16 protein-coding genes are annotated in these 16,943 nt (G+C 67.6%); 10 read left to right on the forward strand and 6 right to left on the reverse strand.

Going from position 1 to position 16,943, the window contains the following annotated elements; translation table 11 throughout:
- Nucleotides 1-141: 141 nt before the first annotated feature.
- Both HKK74_RS19075 and HKK74_RS19080 read right to left on the reverse strand, forming a co-directional pair.
- Nucleotides 142-987 carry an SDR family NAD(P)-dependent oxidoreductase gene (locus HKK74_RS19075; RefSeq protein WP_187244583.1) on the reverse strand — a complete coding sequence of 282 codons (846 nt, stop codon included), beginning with the start codon at nt 985-987 and terminating at the stop codon, nt 142-144.
- A 241-nt stretch (nt 988-1,228) separates the two neighbouring features.
- Nucleotides 1,229-2,119: a helix-turn-helix transcriptional regulator gene (locus tag HKK74_RS19080; protein ID WP_187244584.1), complete on the reverse strand. Its 891-nt coding sequence runs from the start codon at nt 2,117-2,119 to the stop codon at nt 1,229-1,231.
- A 246-nt stretch (nt 2,120-2,365) separates the two neighbouring features.
- On the opposite strand from HKK74_RS19080, the gene HKK74_RS19085 reads away from it, so the two are divergent.
- From HKK74_RS19085 to HKK74_RS19110, 6 genes are all read left to right on the forward strand, one after another.
- Nucleotides 2,366-3,196: a helix-turn-helix transcriptional regulator gene (locus tag HKK74_RS19085; RefSeq protein WP_187244585.1), complete on the forward strand. Its 831-nt coding sequence runs from the start codon at nt 2,366-2,368 to the stop codon at nt 3,194-3,196.
- Nucleotides 3,197-3,504: 308 nt separating this feature from the next.
- Complete coding sequence (locus HKK74_RS19090) at nt 3,505-4,671, forward strand: phosphatidylinositol-specific phospholipase C1-like protein (protein WP_312881609.1); 1,167 nt, start codon at nt 3,505-3,507, stop codon at nt 4,669-4,671.
- Nucleotides 4,672-4,895: 224 nt separating this feature from the next.
- Nucleotides 4,896-6,530 (forward strand): alkaline phosphatase D family protein, encoded by a 1,635-nt coding sequence (locus HKK74_RS19095; RefSeq protein WP_312881610.1) that lies wholly within the window; start codon nt 4,896-4,898, stop codon nt 6,528-6,530.
- Nucleotides 6,527-7,381, forward strand: a complete 855-nt coding sequence (locus HKK74_RS19100; RefSeq protein WP_187244586.1) for a discoidin domain-containing protein — start codon at nt 6,527-6,529, stop codon at nt 7,379-7,381. The genes HKK74_RS19095 and HKK74_RS19100 overlap by 4 nt, the downstream gene beginning before the upstream one ends.
- Before the next feature lie 121 nt (nt 7,382-7,502).
- Complete coding sequence (locus HKK74_RS19105) at nt 7,503-7,739, forward strand: hypothetical protein (protein WP_187244587.1); 237 nt, start codon at nt 7,503-7,505, stop codon at nt 7,737-7,739.
- Between the two features lie 175 nt (nt 7,740-7,914).
- Nucleotides 7,915-8,814 carry a hypothetical protein gene (locus HKK74_RS19110; protein WP_187244588.1) on the forward strand — a complete coding sequence of 300 codons (900 nt, stop codon included), beginning with the start codon at nt 7,915-7,917 and terminating at the stop codon, nt 8,812-8,814.
- Nucleotides 8,815-9,837: 1,023 nt separating this feature from the next.
- Here the strand turns inward: HKK74_RS19110 and HKK74_RS19115 are convergent.
- A complete protein-coding gene (locus HKK74_RS19115) occupies nt 9,838-10,785 on the reverse strand; it encodes a LysR family transcriptional regulator (protein WP_187244589.1) in 948 nt (315 codons plus the stop codon).
- Nucleotides 10,786-10,872: 87 nt separating this feature from the next.
- On the opposite strand from HKK74_RS19115, the gene HKK74_RS19120 reads away from it, so the two are divergent.
- Nucleotides 10,873-12,210 (forward strand): aspartate aminotransferase family protein, encoded by a 1,338-nt coding sequence (locus tag HKK74_RS19120; protein ID WP_187244590.1) that lies wholly within the window; start codon nt 10,873-10,875, stop codon nt 12,208-12,210.
- A 114-nt stretch (nt 12,211-12,324) separates the two neighbouring features.
- Here the strand turns inward: HKK74_RS19120 and HKK74_RS19125 are convergent, their stop codons facing one another.
- Nucleotides 12,325-13,500: an erythromycin esterase family protein gene (locus tag HKK74_RS19125; protein ID WP_187244591.1), complete on the reverse strand. Its 1,176-nt coding sequence runs from the start codon at nt 13,498-13,500 to the stop codon at nt 12,325-12,327.
- Between the two features lie 91 nt (nt 13,501-13,591).
- Between HKK74_RS19125 and HKK74_RS19130 the strand changes: the two genes are divergently transcribed.
- Nucleotides 13,592-14,275 (forward strand): TioE family transcriptional regulator, encoded by a 684-nt coding sequence (locus HKK74_RS19130; RefSeq protein ID WP_187244592.1) that lies wholly within the window; start codon nt 13,592-13,594, stop codon nt 14,273-14,275.
- Between the two features lie 184 nt (nt 14,276-14,459).
- Here the strand turns inward: HKK74_RS19130 and HKK74_RS19135 are convergent, their stop codons facing one another.
- Nucleotides 14,460-15,026: a TetR/AcrR family transcriptional regulator gene (locus HKK74_RS19135; protein WP_187244593.1), complete on the reverse strand. Its 567-nt coding sequence runs from the start codon at nt 15,024-15,026 to the stop codon at nt 14,460-14,462.
- A gap of 73 nt (nt 15,027-15,099) precedes the next feature.
- Between HKK74_RS19135 and HKK74_RS19140 the strand changes: the two genes are divergently transcribed.
- Complete coding sequence (locus HKK74_RS19140) at nt 15,100-15,693, forward strand: dihydrofolate reductase family protein (RefSeq protein WP_187244594.1); 594 nt, start codon at nt 15,100-15,102, stop codon at nt 15,691-15,693.
- A 116-nt stretch (nt 15,694-15,809) separates the two neighbouring features.
- On the opposite strand, the gene HKK74_RS19145 is transcribed toward HKK74_RS19140, so the two are convergent.
- The gene (locus HKK74_RS19145; protein ID WP_187244595.1) at nt 15,810-16,235 is read right to left on the reverse strand and encodes a CBS domain-containing protein; all 426 of its coding nucleotides are present in this window, start codon (nt 16,233-16,235) and stop codon (nt 15,810-15,812) included.
- Nucleotides 16,236-16,466: 231 nt separating this feature from the next.
- Here HKK74_RS19145 and HKK74_RS19150 point away from each other — a divergent pair, with 231 nt between their 5' ends.
- Nucleotides 16,467-16,718 (forward strand): DUF1876 domain-containing protein, encoded by a 252-nt coding sequence (locus HKK74_RS19150; RefSeq protein WP_187244596.1) that lies wholly within the window; start codon nt 16,467-16,469, stop codon nt 16,716-16,718.
- Nucleotides 16,719-16,943: the final 225 nt, after the last annotated feature.

Genomic DNA, 16,943 nt, shown 5'->3' on the forward strand with positions numbered 1-16,943 from the left:
CATGTACCTCTTTCGGGTGGAGATCGGGATGGTGGAACACCACGGGCTGGGTGGAGCGGCCGGTCAACTCGCCGGCCGGCCGGGCGTCCGGCCAGGGCCGGGCCGGTGAGCCGGCGTGGTGCCGGCGGCGCCGTGCGAGTGTTACGCCGCAGTGGCGTCGTCGTGCGCGGTGGCTGCGGACTTCTCCCGCCAGGGGGCCAGGTCCTGCTCGATCTGGTCTAGCTTGACCTGCAGGCGTTCGAGGGTGTCGGGCCCGAGATACAGGTGGGTGGGCAGCTCGTCCTGGGTGGTGACCTCGTAGATCAGGGACGCGCCCTTGACCGGGTCGCCGAGCTGGGTGTGGTTGGCGGTGCCGACCCAGTCCAGCGTGACGTGTGCAGGGGTGCCGTCGTAGTCGGCGATCCGCGTGCCGGCCACCGACAGCGAGGTGGCGTCCAGGAAGTCGGTGCGCAGCACGCCGGGCTCGACCACCATGGACTGGATACCGAAGGGCAACAGCTCCTTCGACAGCGCCTCGCTGATCCCGGCGACGGCGAACTTCGAGGCGCAGTACAGGCCCACGCCCGGCTCGCCCTCGAAACCGGACCGCGACCCGATGTTGACGATCTTGCCTGAGCCCTGGCGGCGCATGATGGGCAGCACGGCGCGGGTCATGTCGATCAGGGCGAAGACGTTGAGGTCGAACAGCGAGCGGGCCTCGGCGTCGGTGATCTCCTCCACTGCGCCCAGCAGGCCGCGGCCGGCGTTGTTGACCAGCACGTCGATTCCGTTGAACCGCTTGACCGCGGCCTGGACGGCGGCGGGTATTTCCTGGCTCCTGGTCACGTCCAGCGCGACGGCGAGGACCTCGTCGGACTTCTTCAGATCTTCTGGCAGCCGGTCGGGGTTGCGCGCCGCGACGACGACGTTGTTCCCGCCGGCGAGCGCGGCGCGGGCGATCTCCGCGCCCAGGCCGCGGGAGGCTCCGGTGATGAACCAGGTGGCCATGATGTCTTCTTTCGCCTTGGCTTTCGCCTGCTCCGGCGGGGTGGTCCCGCCGCTGACAGATCGAAGTCTGTCCAGGTCGCCGTGGTCGAAGAAGATCGTGAGTTTCCTGGGAATGCCTTACCTAGGAACCAGGATCAGGGCAGCGAATCGCCACCGTGCAGGGTGCGCCGGGTGCACAACGCCGTGAGGAGGCCGGGGCATCGCCCCGGCCGCACAACGTCGGCTGACTGGATCCTGCACGCTAGCCGGGCCCCACGTCACCGACCTGGGATGCGCGGGCCGCATCGGCGGCTTGCAGCGTGCGGGCCACCGCCTGATCGGCCCGCACGCGCAGCCGCTCGAACGCGGCGGCCGTCGGGGACGCGGGCTCGGCTTGGTAGACGACGAGTTGCTGGTGCGGGGCACCGTTGACGGTGAAGGCGGAGAACTGGATGTGCAGGTCGCCGACGTGCGGGTGGCGCAGGTGCTTGCCCTCCTGGGTCTTGGGCTTCACGTCGTGGCGGCCCCACAGGTCGGCGAACTCCGGGCTTTGCTCCGACAGTTCCGCCACCACCTCGCCGATCCGTGCGGACTCCGGATCGTGCCCGTAGGCGGCGCGCAGCTCCGCCACGCAGGAGTGCGCCGCTCGCTCCCACTCCTGGTGGAACTCCCGCCCCGCCGGGTCCAGGAAGACCATGCGGGCCAGGTTGTCGGCGGGGGTGAACCCCTCGTGCAGCGCGGCGGCCAGCGTGTTACACGCCAGGACGTCCAGCGCCGGACCAAGCGCGAAGGCCGGGGAGGTGGCCCAGCTGTCCATGAGCTGCAGCAGCTGCGGGCTGACGGGGGTGTCCTCCGCGCGGCGCCGGCGGCGGGACTCCGGCGCCTGCACCAGCCGCCACAGGTGCTCGGTTGCCACGGCGTCCAGCCGCAGTGCATGCGCCACCGCCTCGACCACCTGGGGCGAGGGGCTGGATTCGCGTCCCTGCTCCAGCCGCACGTAGTAGTCGCTGCTCATCGCGGCCAGCATCGCCACCTCCTCGCGGCGCAGCCCCTTGACCCGGCGCCGGCCGTATTCCGGCAGCCCGACCTCTTGCGGTTTGAGGGCATCGCGACGAGCGCGCAGGAATTCGCCCAACGGTGTGCTGCTGCTCATACCGTCACACTAAGGGCTGTCCGTAAAGGAAGCCGGATTTGCGCGTATCCACGTGGGGGACAAGGGCCGACCTGGGAAGAGGGTGTTGCGACCTGGCGCGGTGAGCGAGGCAGGTTCGGCGCAGGCCGCGACCTGCCATCATCGTTTCATTGCCCGCTGCCAGGGTGCTCGGCCCGCATACCCTGGGAATAACGTGCCCAGGGTAAGCAGCGTTGCCAGGCCGGTTTCTCCCCTAACCTCACGATCATGGACAGTGAGGGGAGCAACCCGCTGGGGGAGTTCCTACGCGCGCGTCGCGCGCAGGTACGGCCCGAGCAGACCAAGATGGCGGCTACCCGGGGCCGCCGCCGGGCTCCCGGGTTGCGCCGTGATGAGGTCGCCCGGCTGGCCGGCCTGAGCGTCGGCCACTACACCCGTCTGGAACAGGGACGTGAACGCCACCCCACCCGCCAGACCGTGGAGAGCCTGGCCCACGCGCTGCGACTGGACGAGGCGGCCATGGTGGAGCTGTACCGCCTGGCGCGCCCGGTCGTGCAAAGACGGCGGCCGGCCCGTGCCGAACAGGCCGGCCCGGAGGTGCTGCAGCTGCTCAACGACTGGACCGTGGCCCCGGCCTACATCCTGGGCAGGTCACATGACGTACTGGCACGCAATCGGCTGGCGGCAGCGCTGCACAACCGCTTCATCTTCGGCGACAACATGCTGCGCATGATCTTCCTCGACCCCGCGGGGCGGGAGTTCTTCCGCGACTGGGGCATCAGCGCGCGAGCCGCCGTGCACGAGTTGCGCCAGGCGGCCCGCCAAACCCCCGATGAGCAACGCATGCGTGAACTGGTCGGCGAACTATCGATCACCAGCCCGGAGTTCCGGCGGCTGTGGGCCGGTCGCGACCCTCGCGGAACGATTCCGCATAGCGGCCACTTCTTTCACCCCGACGTCGGCGAACTGCACCTGCGAACCGAGATCTTTTCGATGACCAGCCCCCCCGACCAGCGGCTGATCGCCCAACCGGCCGAGCCGGGATCTCGCTCCGCCGAGGCCCTGGCCCTGTTGGGCACGCTGGCCGTCCAGTCCTGACCGCCCGACCAGGCATGGGGCGAGGGCCTGCGCCGGCTCTGGCTCCCGCCCGTCACCCTTCATCGACGTTCATCAGCCCGCGCACGATCGAATGGCACCTCAGCAAGGTCTTCGCCAAGCTGCAGATCTCGTCCCGCAGGCAGTGGCCGCTGACTCGTCCTCGGTGCGTGGCCGCGAACAGCCGTCAGGGCGCCGGTGTTCCCGGCCGGTTCACGATGAGCATCGTGATCAGTCATATGCCGATCACATGGGTGATCCAGTGTTCAGCCGTCGTCGTAGGCCCTGCGTCTCTCCAGGAGTGTGTTCCCGTGCCAGGACGTCGTCGAATCGCCCTTTCCCTCGCTGCGTTGTCGAGCGCCGTGGCGGCGCTGGCCGGAACGTTTCCCGCGCATGCGGACAAGGAGCTCAACCGTGACAGCGGTGGGGTGCGGCTCAACCAGATCCAGGTGATCGCCACGCACAACAGCTACCACCGCGAGCTGACCGACGCTGAGAAGGCGGTGCAGGCTCGGCGGGACGCCAACTGGTGGAATCTGGCCTATTCGCACGCTTCGCACGCTTCGCTGCCCCTGCAGTTCTCCGCCCAACGGGTGCGGGGCATCGAGTTGGACATCTTGCCCGATCCCGACGGCGGGCTGTACACGGCGCCGATCGTGCGGCGGGAGGCCGGGCTCGGGACGATTGAGGACCCGGAGCTGAAGAAGCCGGGCTTCAAGGTCCTGCACTGGGGCGACCACGACTACGGGACCTCGTGCTCGTCGCTGCGCACGTGCCTGTCGCAGGCGCGGGCGTGGTCCGACGACAACCCCGGCCATGTGCCTATCCCGGTCCTGCTGGAGTTCAAGTCCACTGACCCGGCTTATGAGAAGCTGGGCGGGCCCCGCAGCCCGCGCTGGGACGCCGGCCTGATGGACGCGCTCGACGCGGAGATCCGGTCGGTGGTCGGCGACAAGAAGATCATCAAGCCGGACGACCTGCGGCGGCCCGGGCTCACCCTCGAGCAGTCGGTGCTGAGGTACGGCTGGCCGACGCTGGAGCAGTCCCGCGGCAGGTTCCTGTTCCTGATGGACAACCAGGGTGCCGATATCCAGTCCCCGTACCTCACCGGCCGCCCCAACCTGGAAGGCCGCGTCATCTTCACCAACGCTGTCCCAGGGCGACCGGACGCCGCGTTCGTCAAGCTGAACGAGCCGACGGGCACGGGGCTGGCACAGATCCAGGATCTGGTCCGGCGCGGCTACTTCGTCCGCACGCGTTCCGACGTCCCGTTCGAGGAGGCCAGGACGGGGGACACCACGCAGCTGAAGGCGGCCCTCGACAGCGGAGCGCAGGTCGTCAGCACTGATTTCCCGGTCGTCGGAATGGCCGCCAGGAACGGCAGCGACTACGTCGCCCAGCTTCCCGGCGCGGAACCGGCCCGCTGCAACCCCGTCAACGCCCCGCGCACCTGCCGTCCGGCGAACCTGGAACGCTGACAAGTCGGTGCCGGTGGCGGGAAGAGCCGATCCGTCTCGATGGTGCTCAACGGGCTGCGGGTCGGGGATGCCGGTGTGATGGCCGGACGCACGACCACCATCACCGCCCCCACCGGGCTCGATCGCTGCACCCGCCGTTGCGCAATCGCACCAAACCGATCCGTTCGGCAGACTGTTGCCTGCTGTCCGTTTTGAAGTCGGTTGCAACTGATCTGATCTCCTCTGTGATCGACGAACCCTCCCCCTTCAGCCATCTCCGGCTCGGCTCGGTCGATGCCACCCGCCGCAGGTTCCTCACCGTCACCGGGGCCGCCATGGGCCTCGCGGTCGCGGGATCGCTCCCCGGGATCGCGCGGGCCGACAGCAGCGCCGTCGAGGTGACCGACCTGCGCAGTGACCCCTTCACGCTGGGCATCGCGTCCGGCGACCCGCTCAGTGACTCCGTCGTCATCTGGACCCGGCTGGCACCCGAGCCGCTGGCGCCGTTCGGTGGCCTGGGCCCGCGCCCGGTCACGGTGCTGTGGCAAGTGGCCGAGGATGAGCAGTTCGGCAACGTGGTGCGCAGCGGGACGGCGCGGGCGCGGCGCGAGCAGTCCTACAGCGTCCACATCGACGTGCAGGGCCTGCGGCCGTGGCGGCACTACTACTACCGCTTCCGGGTCGGCCGGCACCTCAGCCCCGTCGGCCGCACCCGCACCGCGCCCCAGTACGGCCGGCCGGTGCCCGGCCTGTCGTTCGCGTTCGCCTCGTGCCAGGCGTACTGGGAGGGCTTCTTCACCGCCTACCGCGACATGGCGGCGCAGGAGCACGACGTCGTCTTCCACATGGGCGATTACATCTATGAGTACGGCGTCGGCGTCGACTCCGGGGTGCGCCGGCAGCCGGTCCCGGTCGACTTCACCCGCGAGACCATGACGCTGGACGAGTACCGCGGCCGGTACGCGCTCTACAAGACCGACCCGGACCTGCAGGCCGCGCACGCCGCCGCACCGTGGATCGTCACCCTGGATGACCACGAGGTCGATAACAACTGGGCCGGCCCGATCTCGGAGAACAACACGCCGCAGGACGAGTTCTTGGTGCGCCGCGCGAACGCCTTTCGCGCCTGGTGGGAGCACATGCCGGTGCGAATGGCGCAGTCGCCCACCGGCCCTGACATGCAGCTCTACCGCCGCTTCCAGTACGGAGACCTGGTCCGCTTCAACATGCTCGACACCCGCCAGTACCGCGACAACCAGGCCGCCGGCGACGGCTCCAAGCCGCCGAACCCGGAGTCGCTGGATCCGGACCGGACCATCACTGGCGACGCGCAGGAGAAGTGGCTGCTCGACGGCATGGCCGAGCGGTCCGCCCGGTGGGAGGTGCTGGCGCACCAGACGGCCATTGCGCAACTGGACGTCAAGGCGGGTCCTGAAATCCTCGTCCCGATGGACACATGGGACGGTTACGCCGCCTCGCGCCAGCGGGTCCTCGACGGGGCGCAGGAGCGGGGGGTGCGCAATCTGGTGAGCATCGTCGGCGACCTGCACCGCAGCATCGTCTCCGAGCTCAAGGCGGACTACGCCAACGACACCGCGCCGGTGGTCGGGACGGAGTTCGTCGGGACGTCCATCAGCTCCGGCCTCGACGGAATGGACAACGACCAGGGCGGGCTGACCATCCTCGCCGAGAATCCGCATGTGAAGTTCACCAACTTCCAGCGCGGCTACGTCCGGGTCGACGTGACGCCCGAGCAGTGGGTGGCCGACTACCGTGTCGCCGACCGGGTGATCGTGCCGGACGGGACCATCAGCACGCGCGCGCGACTCGTCGTCAAGGACGGCGACCCCAGCATCCATGTCGTCGGAGGCCAGTCATGAAGCGTCACATCGCCGTCGTCGCGCTCTCCGCGGCAACGCTCGGCCTGGTCACCCCTTCGGTGGCCTCGGCGGCGCGGCCGGACCGCAGCCCGGTGCGGCTCACGGCCACGCCGGAGCGGATCGAGGTCGTCGGGCTACCGTGCCTGCCCAGCTCGCTGCAGGTGGGCATGACCAACACCGGCACCGCCGACCTGTACGCCGACATGGAGCTCACCGCTGAGCCGCCGGTGACGCTGGACCGCCAGGTGCTCTCCTCGTGGCTGCCGGCCCGGGACCCGGACTTCATGGTGTCGACCCGCGTCGGCGTGACGGTGCCCCGGGACGCCGAGTCCGGTGAGTACCAGGTCGAGCTGACCGTGGACCGCCAGGTGCTCGCCGTCCCAGTCGAGGTGCTGCCGCTGCCGCCCAAGGGCGCCGGCGACAACCTCGCCCTCGGCGAGCAGGCGAGCGCCTCGTCGACTCATGGCAACTTCGACGTCTGCGGCGCCGTCGACGGTAACAAGAACTCGAACGACTGGGACACCCTCACCGGCTGGAACGACGCAACCAGAGGGGTGTTCCCGGACACACACCAGATCGCGCTGGCCGAGCCTGCGACGATCAGCCGGGTCGAGACGTACACGCTTGACTCGGCCCGCTACCCGGCCGCGCGATACGGCCTGCGCGACTTCGACGTCCAGGTGCGTGTGGACGGCGCCTGGCAGACGGTCCACGAGGTGCGGGCCAACGTCGTCGGCCACGTGACGTCAACGTTCGACGCCGTCACCGCCGACGCGGTGCGCATCGTGGGGCTGGCCTCCAACAACGGCGACTACTCGCGTCTCGTCGAGGTCGAGGTCTACTCCTCATGATCATGTTCCCTCGCGGTCTCCCAGCGACCGCGAGGGAACCTGATAATGGGAGGCAGTGATCCAGTCGCGGTAGCCGGCTCAATGGGGCGCAAGACCGCACACGAACATTAGGCTCTCGACCGTGGTGAATTCGGATGCCGCCTTGCCGCTGGCGGGACTGGATCGGGTCGACTGGAACAGGCTGCTGGACGGCTGCGGTGACGTCCATGAAGTCCCCTTGCTGCTGGTGGGGCTATGGGGGCACGACGACTTGTCCTATCAGCGGTACCACGGGCACTGGGGGACCCGTTCTCTGGATGAACTGGAGGAACGCTGCCGTCCCGCCAGCGGACCGCCACGGCGGTGCACGTCGCGCTAGCCCATCTCCCCGAGCGGATCGACGCGGACACGATTCACGCTCTTGACGAGCTGCTACGCGACGAACTCCCGCAATAGCGGGACGTTCGGCCGACGGTCACGCTGACGTGGATCGGGTCTGTCAATCATGCAGTCGGCCAGGATTCCCCGTGATCTTTATCTAGGAGGGTGCTTCGATGCGTGGTGACGTTTTGATGGCGGAGACGATCGCGCATGTCGCATCCGATAAGGAATATAGCATCTGCGCGCGTTCGTGGTTTGAGGCCGTGCTTACTGGTGGACTGTCTGAACTTCACGAGGAATTGCGGCAAGAGCCAAGGCTGAACAAACCCCAAGACGATGAATCTCCATGGGGAGACTCTTGCACTCTATGGGGTGCTATGAGCGTGCATCAAAAGCCTACGAGCGGCGGGCGACTTTCGTTGTATTCCATAGGCGCTTGGGAAAAGTTCCTTAAAGGACTCTCTCGCGGACCGCACTACGCTAAACTTGAGATGTCGCCCTTGGATGTCAACGGTAAGCCAGAGTCGAAAATAGCACGAATAAGTGTTGAACGATTGCGCGACGACCCGGAATGGGTGCATTTTAGCGCCATCGCGAATCAGTCTTTTCTAAACTGGCAAGAATCGCCAAAGCGGCAAAATGACTGGGCATCTCTCGTTCAAGGCCAAGCGGAAGTGCAACGCAGTAGCTTTGGAAATGTAACCAACGATGATATTGGTAATCAGACCGCACTAGAAGCGATTCTCCCTCATTCGGTTTGGGATACTATACTCAATAGCCGTCAAGAGCTCAGAGGTTATTCATGGGTGACAATATGTGCGGCGGAGATAGCGGAGCGATTGGGGGGTGTCGACGTTCTGCGCAGGACGGGAGCATTTTACGAGGTGACTAAACTATCTTACGGTGGGCTATTTCTCCGTGCAACTCCTGCGCTTAATGAATACGACGATGTTGCAGTTCGTAAAGTGTTTGAAGCGCTTGCTCCTGTTCTTCTGTCTGGGCGAACCGAACGAATCAGGGGCTACGAGCATCTCAAGTTGGTCTATAATGTCGACGCTGCGGACTACCGCTGATTGCAGGCTGCGAGCCTTCCTATGAACGTTGCTTAACCCCGTCGGTGCCGACAGCGCGACGAGCGGGACCGGCCGGGCACACGATCCCCAAAATGTCCGCAGACACCGTGACGCGGAGCACGAGTTGCGCGCTGGCTGATGTCCGTGGTTGCTCGGATGCCGTTGATCATACTTCTGCGCGCGTCACAGGGATGATCGCGACCGTCGGAGGAAGGTCCAAAACGCATGCGTTATGCGCCGGCCGATGTCGCTATCGATAGCCGGGTCGTGAGTGTCGTAGGCGTCGACTCCAGATGACAACCGGCGCACGCTGGCTGTGCTCAACGGGTGAATGATTCGTTGGGCCTGCCTTGACGCTTGGGATCGAGTCGGGCGTTCATGTCGTGCGCCCTGGGCGCTAGGTCGGCGGGACCGGCGCGACCGGCGCGTGGTTACCCCCAACCACGTGTGGAGGGGGAGGCGGATCCCAAGTGAGGCGACCGCCCAGGGCGTCACGAGATACATGATCGACGATTTTGGCAGGGTTTACCTCGGATTCTGCCCATCCGGTGCCAGGGCGCAGGACGGTACCGAATCATGCATTCGCCTTGCCGAGCGGCGGCGCATCATCGGGAACATCATCATGGAGTCGGAGTCGCGCAGGTTCGAACCCTGTGGGGGGAAGCCACACAGATGGGACCGGGCGCGACCTGCATGTTTGTGACAGCGAGCTGGTGATCGACGGATGTTTCCGGTCGGCTGACGGCTGGCGACGCATCCGCTCAGGGGTCCCCTCTGTGTCAAGGAGCCGTGCTGAGGGCGGTCGTAGGCTGTGTGGTGGCGGGTCCGGGAAGGGGCTTGTCCGAAGTGTCGGCGTGGGGATGTGAGCCGGCCGTGCTGGAGTCAGTAGTCGCTCCCCGGTGTCCTCTTGGGCCCGTCATCGGATGCATGAGGGTGTCGTCGGCCATGTGCCGGTAGACGATGTCGGAGAGTCGGTGTTTGAGGCACCGCATCGTCCATTGACGTCTTGCCTTTGGGTCGCTGTCACGTGAGCTCGGGGTGCGGAGGAGAATGTGTGCCTTCCGACCTATCCCATTTGGCCAGGGCCGGAAGGTCCGGCTGCCGTAGCGCGTCCAGCACCATGTTCACCGCCGCTCGTGGCGGAGAGCCGCGCCGTACCACCGCTGTGATCGTGCGGTTCACCGGTGCCGCCAGCTCGCGCGTCACCACCCGGTACCGCCGGTCGACCGCCAAGCCCGGCAGCAGGGCGATCGACAGACCGGCCTCGACGTGCTGCAGCGTCATCATGTAGTTGCTGAAGCGGCACACCACCCGCGGTTCGAACCCCGACTCGCGGCACAGCCGCAGCGTCAGGTTCGCCATGTACGACTGCGGCATGTCGAGCGCCCACTGTTCATCGGCGTAGGCCGCGAGGTCCGCGAGCCCGCGCGGTGCCGGGTGGTCCGGCGATGCCACCAGCACGATCGGATCGGTCGTGAGCGGCACGATGTCGAGGTCCGGGCCCAGCGGCAGCTCGACGAAGTCGGTGGTCGTGATGATGACGTCGGCGTCACCACCGCGCAGGGCCGGGATGCTCTCATGCGGCTCCAGTTCCAGCAGTTCGACGTCCAGGTGTGAGAACGTGCCGGCGAGCCGGGTCACCGCGGGCACCGCAAGGGTGTGGATCGCGCTCTGGAACGCGCCCAGCCGCACCAGGCCGACCGGCTCCTCGCCGAGGCTGCGCAGCTCGGCCTCGACGGCGTCCATGTGGTCGAGGATCGCCCGCGACCGCCGCGCCAGGATAAGCCCGGCCTGGGTGAGCCGCACCCGGCGGCCGGTGCGTTCGAGCAGGTGGGTACGGGTCTCGACTTCGAGCAACGCGAGCTGCTGCGACACGCTCGACGCGCTCAGGTTGGCGGCCTGCGCCACCGCGCGGACCGTGCCCAGGTTCTCGAGCAGGCTCAGCAGCCGCAGCCGCCATGGGTTCAGCATTCGCTCATTGTTGTTCGGTTTTACCGAACAGGACAGCCGGAATTGTGAGATGGACGTGTCGCTCGGTCCGGACTTACCGTCAAAGCCATGGCTGCTTTGACCTCCGCCTCGCTGTCCACCGCCGATGCCTTCTGGGCTGACGCCGACCGGCACCTCGTCCGCTACGCCGGTGCTGGCGCGTTCACCCGCGAGATCATCGACCATGCCGCCGGGAGCTTCCTGTTCACTGAGGACGGCCGCAAGATCCTCGACTTCACCTCCGGCCAGATGAGCGCGATCCTCGGCCACTCGCACCCGGAGATCGTCGCCACCCTCACGCGGCAGGCGAGCAAGCTTGACCACCTGTTCAGCGGGATGCTGAGCCGCCCTGTCGTCGACCTGGCACGGCGCCTGGCCGAGACGCTGCCGGAGCCGCTGGAGAAGGCGCTGCTGCTGACCACCGGCGCCGAGTCGAACGAAGCGGCCATCCGGATGGCAAAGCTCGTCACCGGCAAGCACGAGATCGTCTCGTTCGCCCGCTCCTGGCACGGCATGACGCAGGCGGCCGCGGGCGCCACCTACAGCGCCGGCCGCAAGGGCTATGGCCCGCTCGCGCCTGGTAACTTCGCCATCCCGGCGCCCAACCGCTACCGCCCCGACTTCACCGACGCCGACGGCGAGCTGGACTGGCGGCGTCAGCTGGACTTCGGTTTCGACCTGATCGACGCACAGTCGGTCGGCAGCCTGGCCGCCTGCATCGTCGAGCCGATCCTCAGCTCCGGTGGCGTCATCGAGCCGCCGCCCGGCTACTTCGGCGCGTTGCAGGACAAGTGCCGGGAACGCGGAATGCTGCTGATCGTCGACGAGGCCCAGACCGGACTCTGCCGCACCGGCAACTGGTACGCCTTCGAGCGCGACGGCGTGGTCCCCGACATCCTCACCCTGTCCAAGACGCTCGGCGCCGGGCTTCCCCTGGCTGCCGTGCTGACCAGCGCCGAACTCGAACAGGCGGCGCACGATCGGGGCTTCCTGTTCTTCACCACGCACGTCGCGGACCCGCTGCCCGCCGCGGTCGGCAACACCGTCCTCGACGTGCTGCAGCGCGACCGACTCGACGAGCGCGCGCTCCAGTTGGGCGGCATCCTCCGGCAGGGCTTGGAACAGATCGCGCACCGGCACGAGGTCGTCGGTGACATCCGGGGGCGTGGGCTGATGGCCGGCCTGGAACTGGTCGTCGACCGCGAAACCAAGCGCACTTCCGAAGAACTGGGCGTGCTCGTCACCCGGCGCTGCCTTGAGCTGGGCCTGCACATGAACATCGTGCAGCTACCCGGAATGGGCGGCGTTTTCCGGATCGCCCCGCCGTTGACCGCGACCGAGGAAGAGATCTCGCTCGGCCTGGCGATCCTCGACGAAGCGATCGGCGACGCCGCCGGACGGCCCTGATACCCGTTCGTGGCCCGGGAGCGGGAACGAGGGCGCCGCCTTTGGCGAGGGGGCGGGCATGGATGGTGTGATGGTGCGTATGCGTGTCAGGCAGGGCTGACACGCTTACGCCTGTCAATCCAGCCTGACAGCTTCCTCCAGCCTGACAGCCTCCTTGAGGAAGACGACACCGTCGACCGTGTCGAGCTGGGCCGGGTCCAGCGGGAAATAGGCGAAATCGTGGGAGATGCGCGGGGCGGGCTTCGTGATGGCCTCGGCCAGGCGGCGGGCGTCGATGAGGGAGTGGTCCCACGGGAGCGTGGACAGGATGCCCTCGACGGTGTCCGGGGGCGGGGTGTTGTCGCCCGTCGTGCCGAAGGCGGAGGCCAGGAAGGCGTACCGGTCGCCCAGGTGCGTCCCGGTGATCGCCCCCGCGCTCCACCACTCCAGCAGCAGGTCGCCGAGCGGCATGAAGCTCTTGTTCCGCTGCAGGTGGAGGTTGTGGGCGAAGACCAGGACGGGGCCGTGCTCGGCGACGGCACGCAGGTTGGCGGCCATCATCGCGTCCCGCAGTCCCGACAGCCTGGCTATCCGGGCCGGGGACGTGTCGGCCATCCAGTGGTGGTAGCGGAGCAGGCCGGTGGCCGTGCGCCCGTACAGTGCCGCCCGCTCCCTGTCCTGCGCGCTCAGCCGCGGCGCCTGAGTGTCGAGCAGCGCCACCAGGTCGTCGGCGAGCAGCCGCAGCCGCTGGGCGTCGGCGGACTGGCCGATCGACTGGGACGGGTCCATGACCGTGGCCTCGTTCGTCCACCGGTCGTCCGGGCCGAGCAGTGCGTCGAGGGTTTCTCTGGTGCAGGGGAGCGGGCCGTCGAGGAGGGCGTAGAGGGTGGTGAGCGCCTGGCGCGGGCTCTCGGCCCAATACTCCAGCGGGCCGTCGAAGCCGAAGAACCGGAGCTTTTCGTCATGCTCCTCGTTGTAAGCGCGCATCCAGCGCACGAGCTCGCGGTTGGCCGGGGACGTGCCGAAGCGGTGGCTGAAGCCGCGTTCCATGACGTCATCGAGCGTGCCCGCGCCCATCGTGATGTAGTCGTCCACCACGAGGCCCATGAGACAGTCGCTCTCGATGGCGAACGACCGGTAGCCCTCGTGCTCGACCAGATGCCGGAAGATCTCGTTGCGCAACTCGCCCAGCTCCCCCACGAAGTGCCTGGCCTCGCCCAGGCCGAGCAGCAGGGGCTTGGCGGGAAGCGACCGGAGGAACGCCGAGACGCCCGCGCCGTCAAGCGGCCGGGCCGTGCCCTTGATGTCCATACCTTCAACGGTATCGTTGAACACTCAGTGTAAACTTTTCCCTGGAAACCCCTGCTCTCATCGCGATGGACCTTCAATCGGTGATGCATCCATGAGGCCAGTGGACCTGGCGCGCGAGCATGGCCTGTCCACCCAGGCGATCAGGAACTACGAGGACGCCGGCATCCTGCCCGCCGCCGAACGCACCGTCCACGGCTATCGCACCTACACGCCGCTGCACGCGCAAGCCCTGCGCGCGTTCCTCGCTCTCGTGCCCGGGCACGGTCACCAGACGGCCATGTCGATCATGCAGACGGTCAACCGGGGTGCCACCGAGGACGCGCTGCGGCTCATCGACGAGAGCCACGGCCAACTCCTCGACGACCGCCGCACCCTCCAGGCCGTCGAAGCCGCGCTCCGCGATCTGGCGCCCGTGCCGCAGGAGCGCGGCGACACGTTCATCGGCCCCTTGGCCAGGAGCCTCGGCATCCGCCCTGCCACCCTGCGCAAATGGGAGAACGCCGGGCTGGTCCGGCCGCGCCGCGATCCGCAGACGGGCTACCGGATCTACGGCGCGGCCGACGTACGGGACGTCCGGCTGGCCCACCAGCTCAGGCGGGGCGGCTACCTGCTGGAGCAGATCGCCCCGCTGATCGCTCAGGTCCGCTCCGCCGGCGGCGTCGCCCCGCTGGAGTCGACCCTGCGCGACTGGCAGGCCCGCCTGTCCGCCCGGGGTCGCGCCATGCTCAAGGGCGCCGCCGACCTGGACGCGTACCTCCGCGCCCGCGAACCCTGAGGCCGAGTCACGCCCACCGCAGGAAACGGCATGGCCACGGAAGGAAACCATGCATGAATGACGGGGGCATTTCGCCTGATCAATGGTTCAGCAGCCGATCAAAAGCAGCAGGTCGCCGTCGAGGTCAGGAGGCTGGCGTCCAGTCCAGGGTTCGTGGGCGGCGGCCGTCCGGCGCGCAGCGAGGCTAGACGAGCCGCTCCACGGCGCGGGCGACGAGGTCGTCGGCCTCCTGCTCGGAGTACACCTCCGGCAGCGTGAGGCGCTCGACGATCAGCCAGTTCAGCGCCATGTGCAGCAGCCGCACTGAGGTCGCGTCACCGGGCAGCCCGGACGCCCGGTGGCCGGCGACGTTGGCATCGACGTCGGCGCGCACGCTCCGCGTCAGCACCGCCCGCAGTTCGGGACGCCGTGTCGCCTCCAGCCGCAGTTCCAGCAGCGCCAGGTATCCCGTCCGGAAACCGGCGACCCGGCGGACGGTCTCGCGCATCACTTCGGCGAACTTCTCCCGGTCCTGCGCGCCCTCCAGGTGGCGGGCGACGGTCTCCTCGTCCGGCTGGAGGCGCTCGTAGACGCGCGCGCCGACCTGGGTGAACAGGTCGTCGCGGCTGGCGAAGTAGTTGGACGCCGTCCCCGGCGGGACCTGTGCCGCGCCGTCCACCGCCCGGAAGGTCAGGCCCCGCGCGCCCTGCTCGGCCAGCACCTCGATGGCGGCGTCGATGAGCGCCGCCCTCCTCTCGGCGTTCCTGCGCATGGTTGACACCACTCCACTTGTAGTACTAACGTTCAAGCAACTTCGTCTATAGTACTTCAAATGGAGTGGTCATATGCGCAAGCTCGTCTACTACATCGGCGTGTCCATCGATGGCCGCATCGCGGGCCCCGGCGGGGAGGCGGACTTCTACCCGGTCGGCGGGGGCGAGGCCGCCGCCGCGTACATGGCCTGGGTCAACGCGCGCTATCCCGAGACTGTTCCCACGCAGTACCGTCCGCACGCCGGCCTCGTGGACGTCCCCAACAGGCGCTTCGACACCGTCCTGATGGGGCTGAACACCTACCGGGCCGTGCTCGACCAAGGGATCAGCAGCCCGTACGCGCACCTGCGGCAGTACGTCGCCTCCAGCTCCCTGGACCGCATCGACGACCCGGCGGTGGAACTGGTGCGCGACTCCGCCGCGCTCGTCCGGGACCTCAAGCGCGAGGACGGGCTGGACGTCTGGCTCTGCGGCGGCGGAGGGCTGGCCGCCTCGCTGCTGCCCGAGATCGACGAACTGATCGTCAAGAGCTATCCCGTGGTGGCGGGCGCGGGCCCCGCCCTCGTCGATGGTGGCTTCCGTCCCACCGCGCTCACCCCGACCGACCGCAGGTCGTTCCCGAACGGAGCCAGTATCACCTGGTACGCGAGGCGGGCCGGCGCTTAACCCTTGGGCGGCTCGATCCCGCGTTCGCGGATCTTGGCGCCAGTCGGTAAACGTGCCCGGTCACCACAGTGAGAAGGCCGCGCCGCCTGATACCTGGTGGCTCTCGGCCACGCCGTTCAATGCGACGTGCTGGAGATGGCCTCCACCAGCTCGCCGACCTTGTCCTCTGGCAGCTTCGCCGCGAGGTCGGCCTGGCTGATGATGCCGACCAGGTTCTCGTTGTCCAGTACGGGCATGCGGCGGATCCTGTGCTCGGCCATCTGGTGCAGTACTTCATCGACGTCCGTGTTCACGTCGACCCACCACACCGCGGCTTCACCGATGAGGTCGCCGGCCTTGACCTCGGCCGGGTTCCTGCCCTTCGCGATCGCCTTCACCACGATGTCACGGTCGGTGATGATGCCCTTCAGCCGGTTGTCGCCACCGCAGACCGGCATGGCACCAATGTTCAGCTCGGCCATCCGCCGCGCGGCGTTCGTGAGAGTCTCGTTGATCCCCAGGCACTCGCACCCAGAATGCATGATGTCACGGGCCGTAGTCATAGCTGCCCCTCTCATTAGTCCCCTCTATTCGGATTACTGCTCAATCCAGACGAATGCGAAACTTATCCAAAAGCAGCCTTGACCTGCGTGTTCAAGCATCGCTCTGTCCCTACCGGCATCGGGGCTGAGACGCATCGGGCGACAGGGGCCTTCTGCCCCTAACGCCAGGGCCCCCGGTCCCTGTGCCAGGGGAAACGCGGTCCAGGAGGCTGGGGGAGGGAGGTGAACGTCATGGAGACCAAGCAATGGGGTGTGCGGATCGATATCAGTGAGGCCGGCGACAACACCCATGTGCGTGCCGTGCTCAGCACGATGAACGGCACTACGGTCGAGGGGGTCGGCCACGCCCGGCGTAACCCGCGTGACCGGTTGGTGCCGGAGATAGGTGACGAGCTGGCCGCCGGCCGGGCGCTGATCGATCTGGGCGGCCGGCTCGTGCAGCTCGCTGCCACGGATATCGCAGAGTCCATCACTCACAAGTAAAAACGATCATGGAAATCGTGCAGGAGGGCCCGTAGCGGTTCCGGATCGAGCCGGAGGGGACGATGCGGGTGCCGGGCATGGTGTTCGCCTCCCGCTCGCTCATGCCCGATCCCGCAGTCGACGAGTCGCTGCTGCCGTTCCATGATCGCGTTCATCCGAGGAGCCTGCGGTGCGCGCGCCCGGAGGGATTCGAACCCCCGGCCCTATACGGCCGACTGGCGAAGA

It is taken from the genome of Actinomadura alba (assembly GCF_014323705.1).
In the GTDB taxonomy this organism is placed as follows: Bacteria; Actinomycetota; Actinomycetes; order Streptosporangiales; family Streptosporangiaceae; genus Actinomadura_C; species Actinomadura_C alba.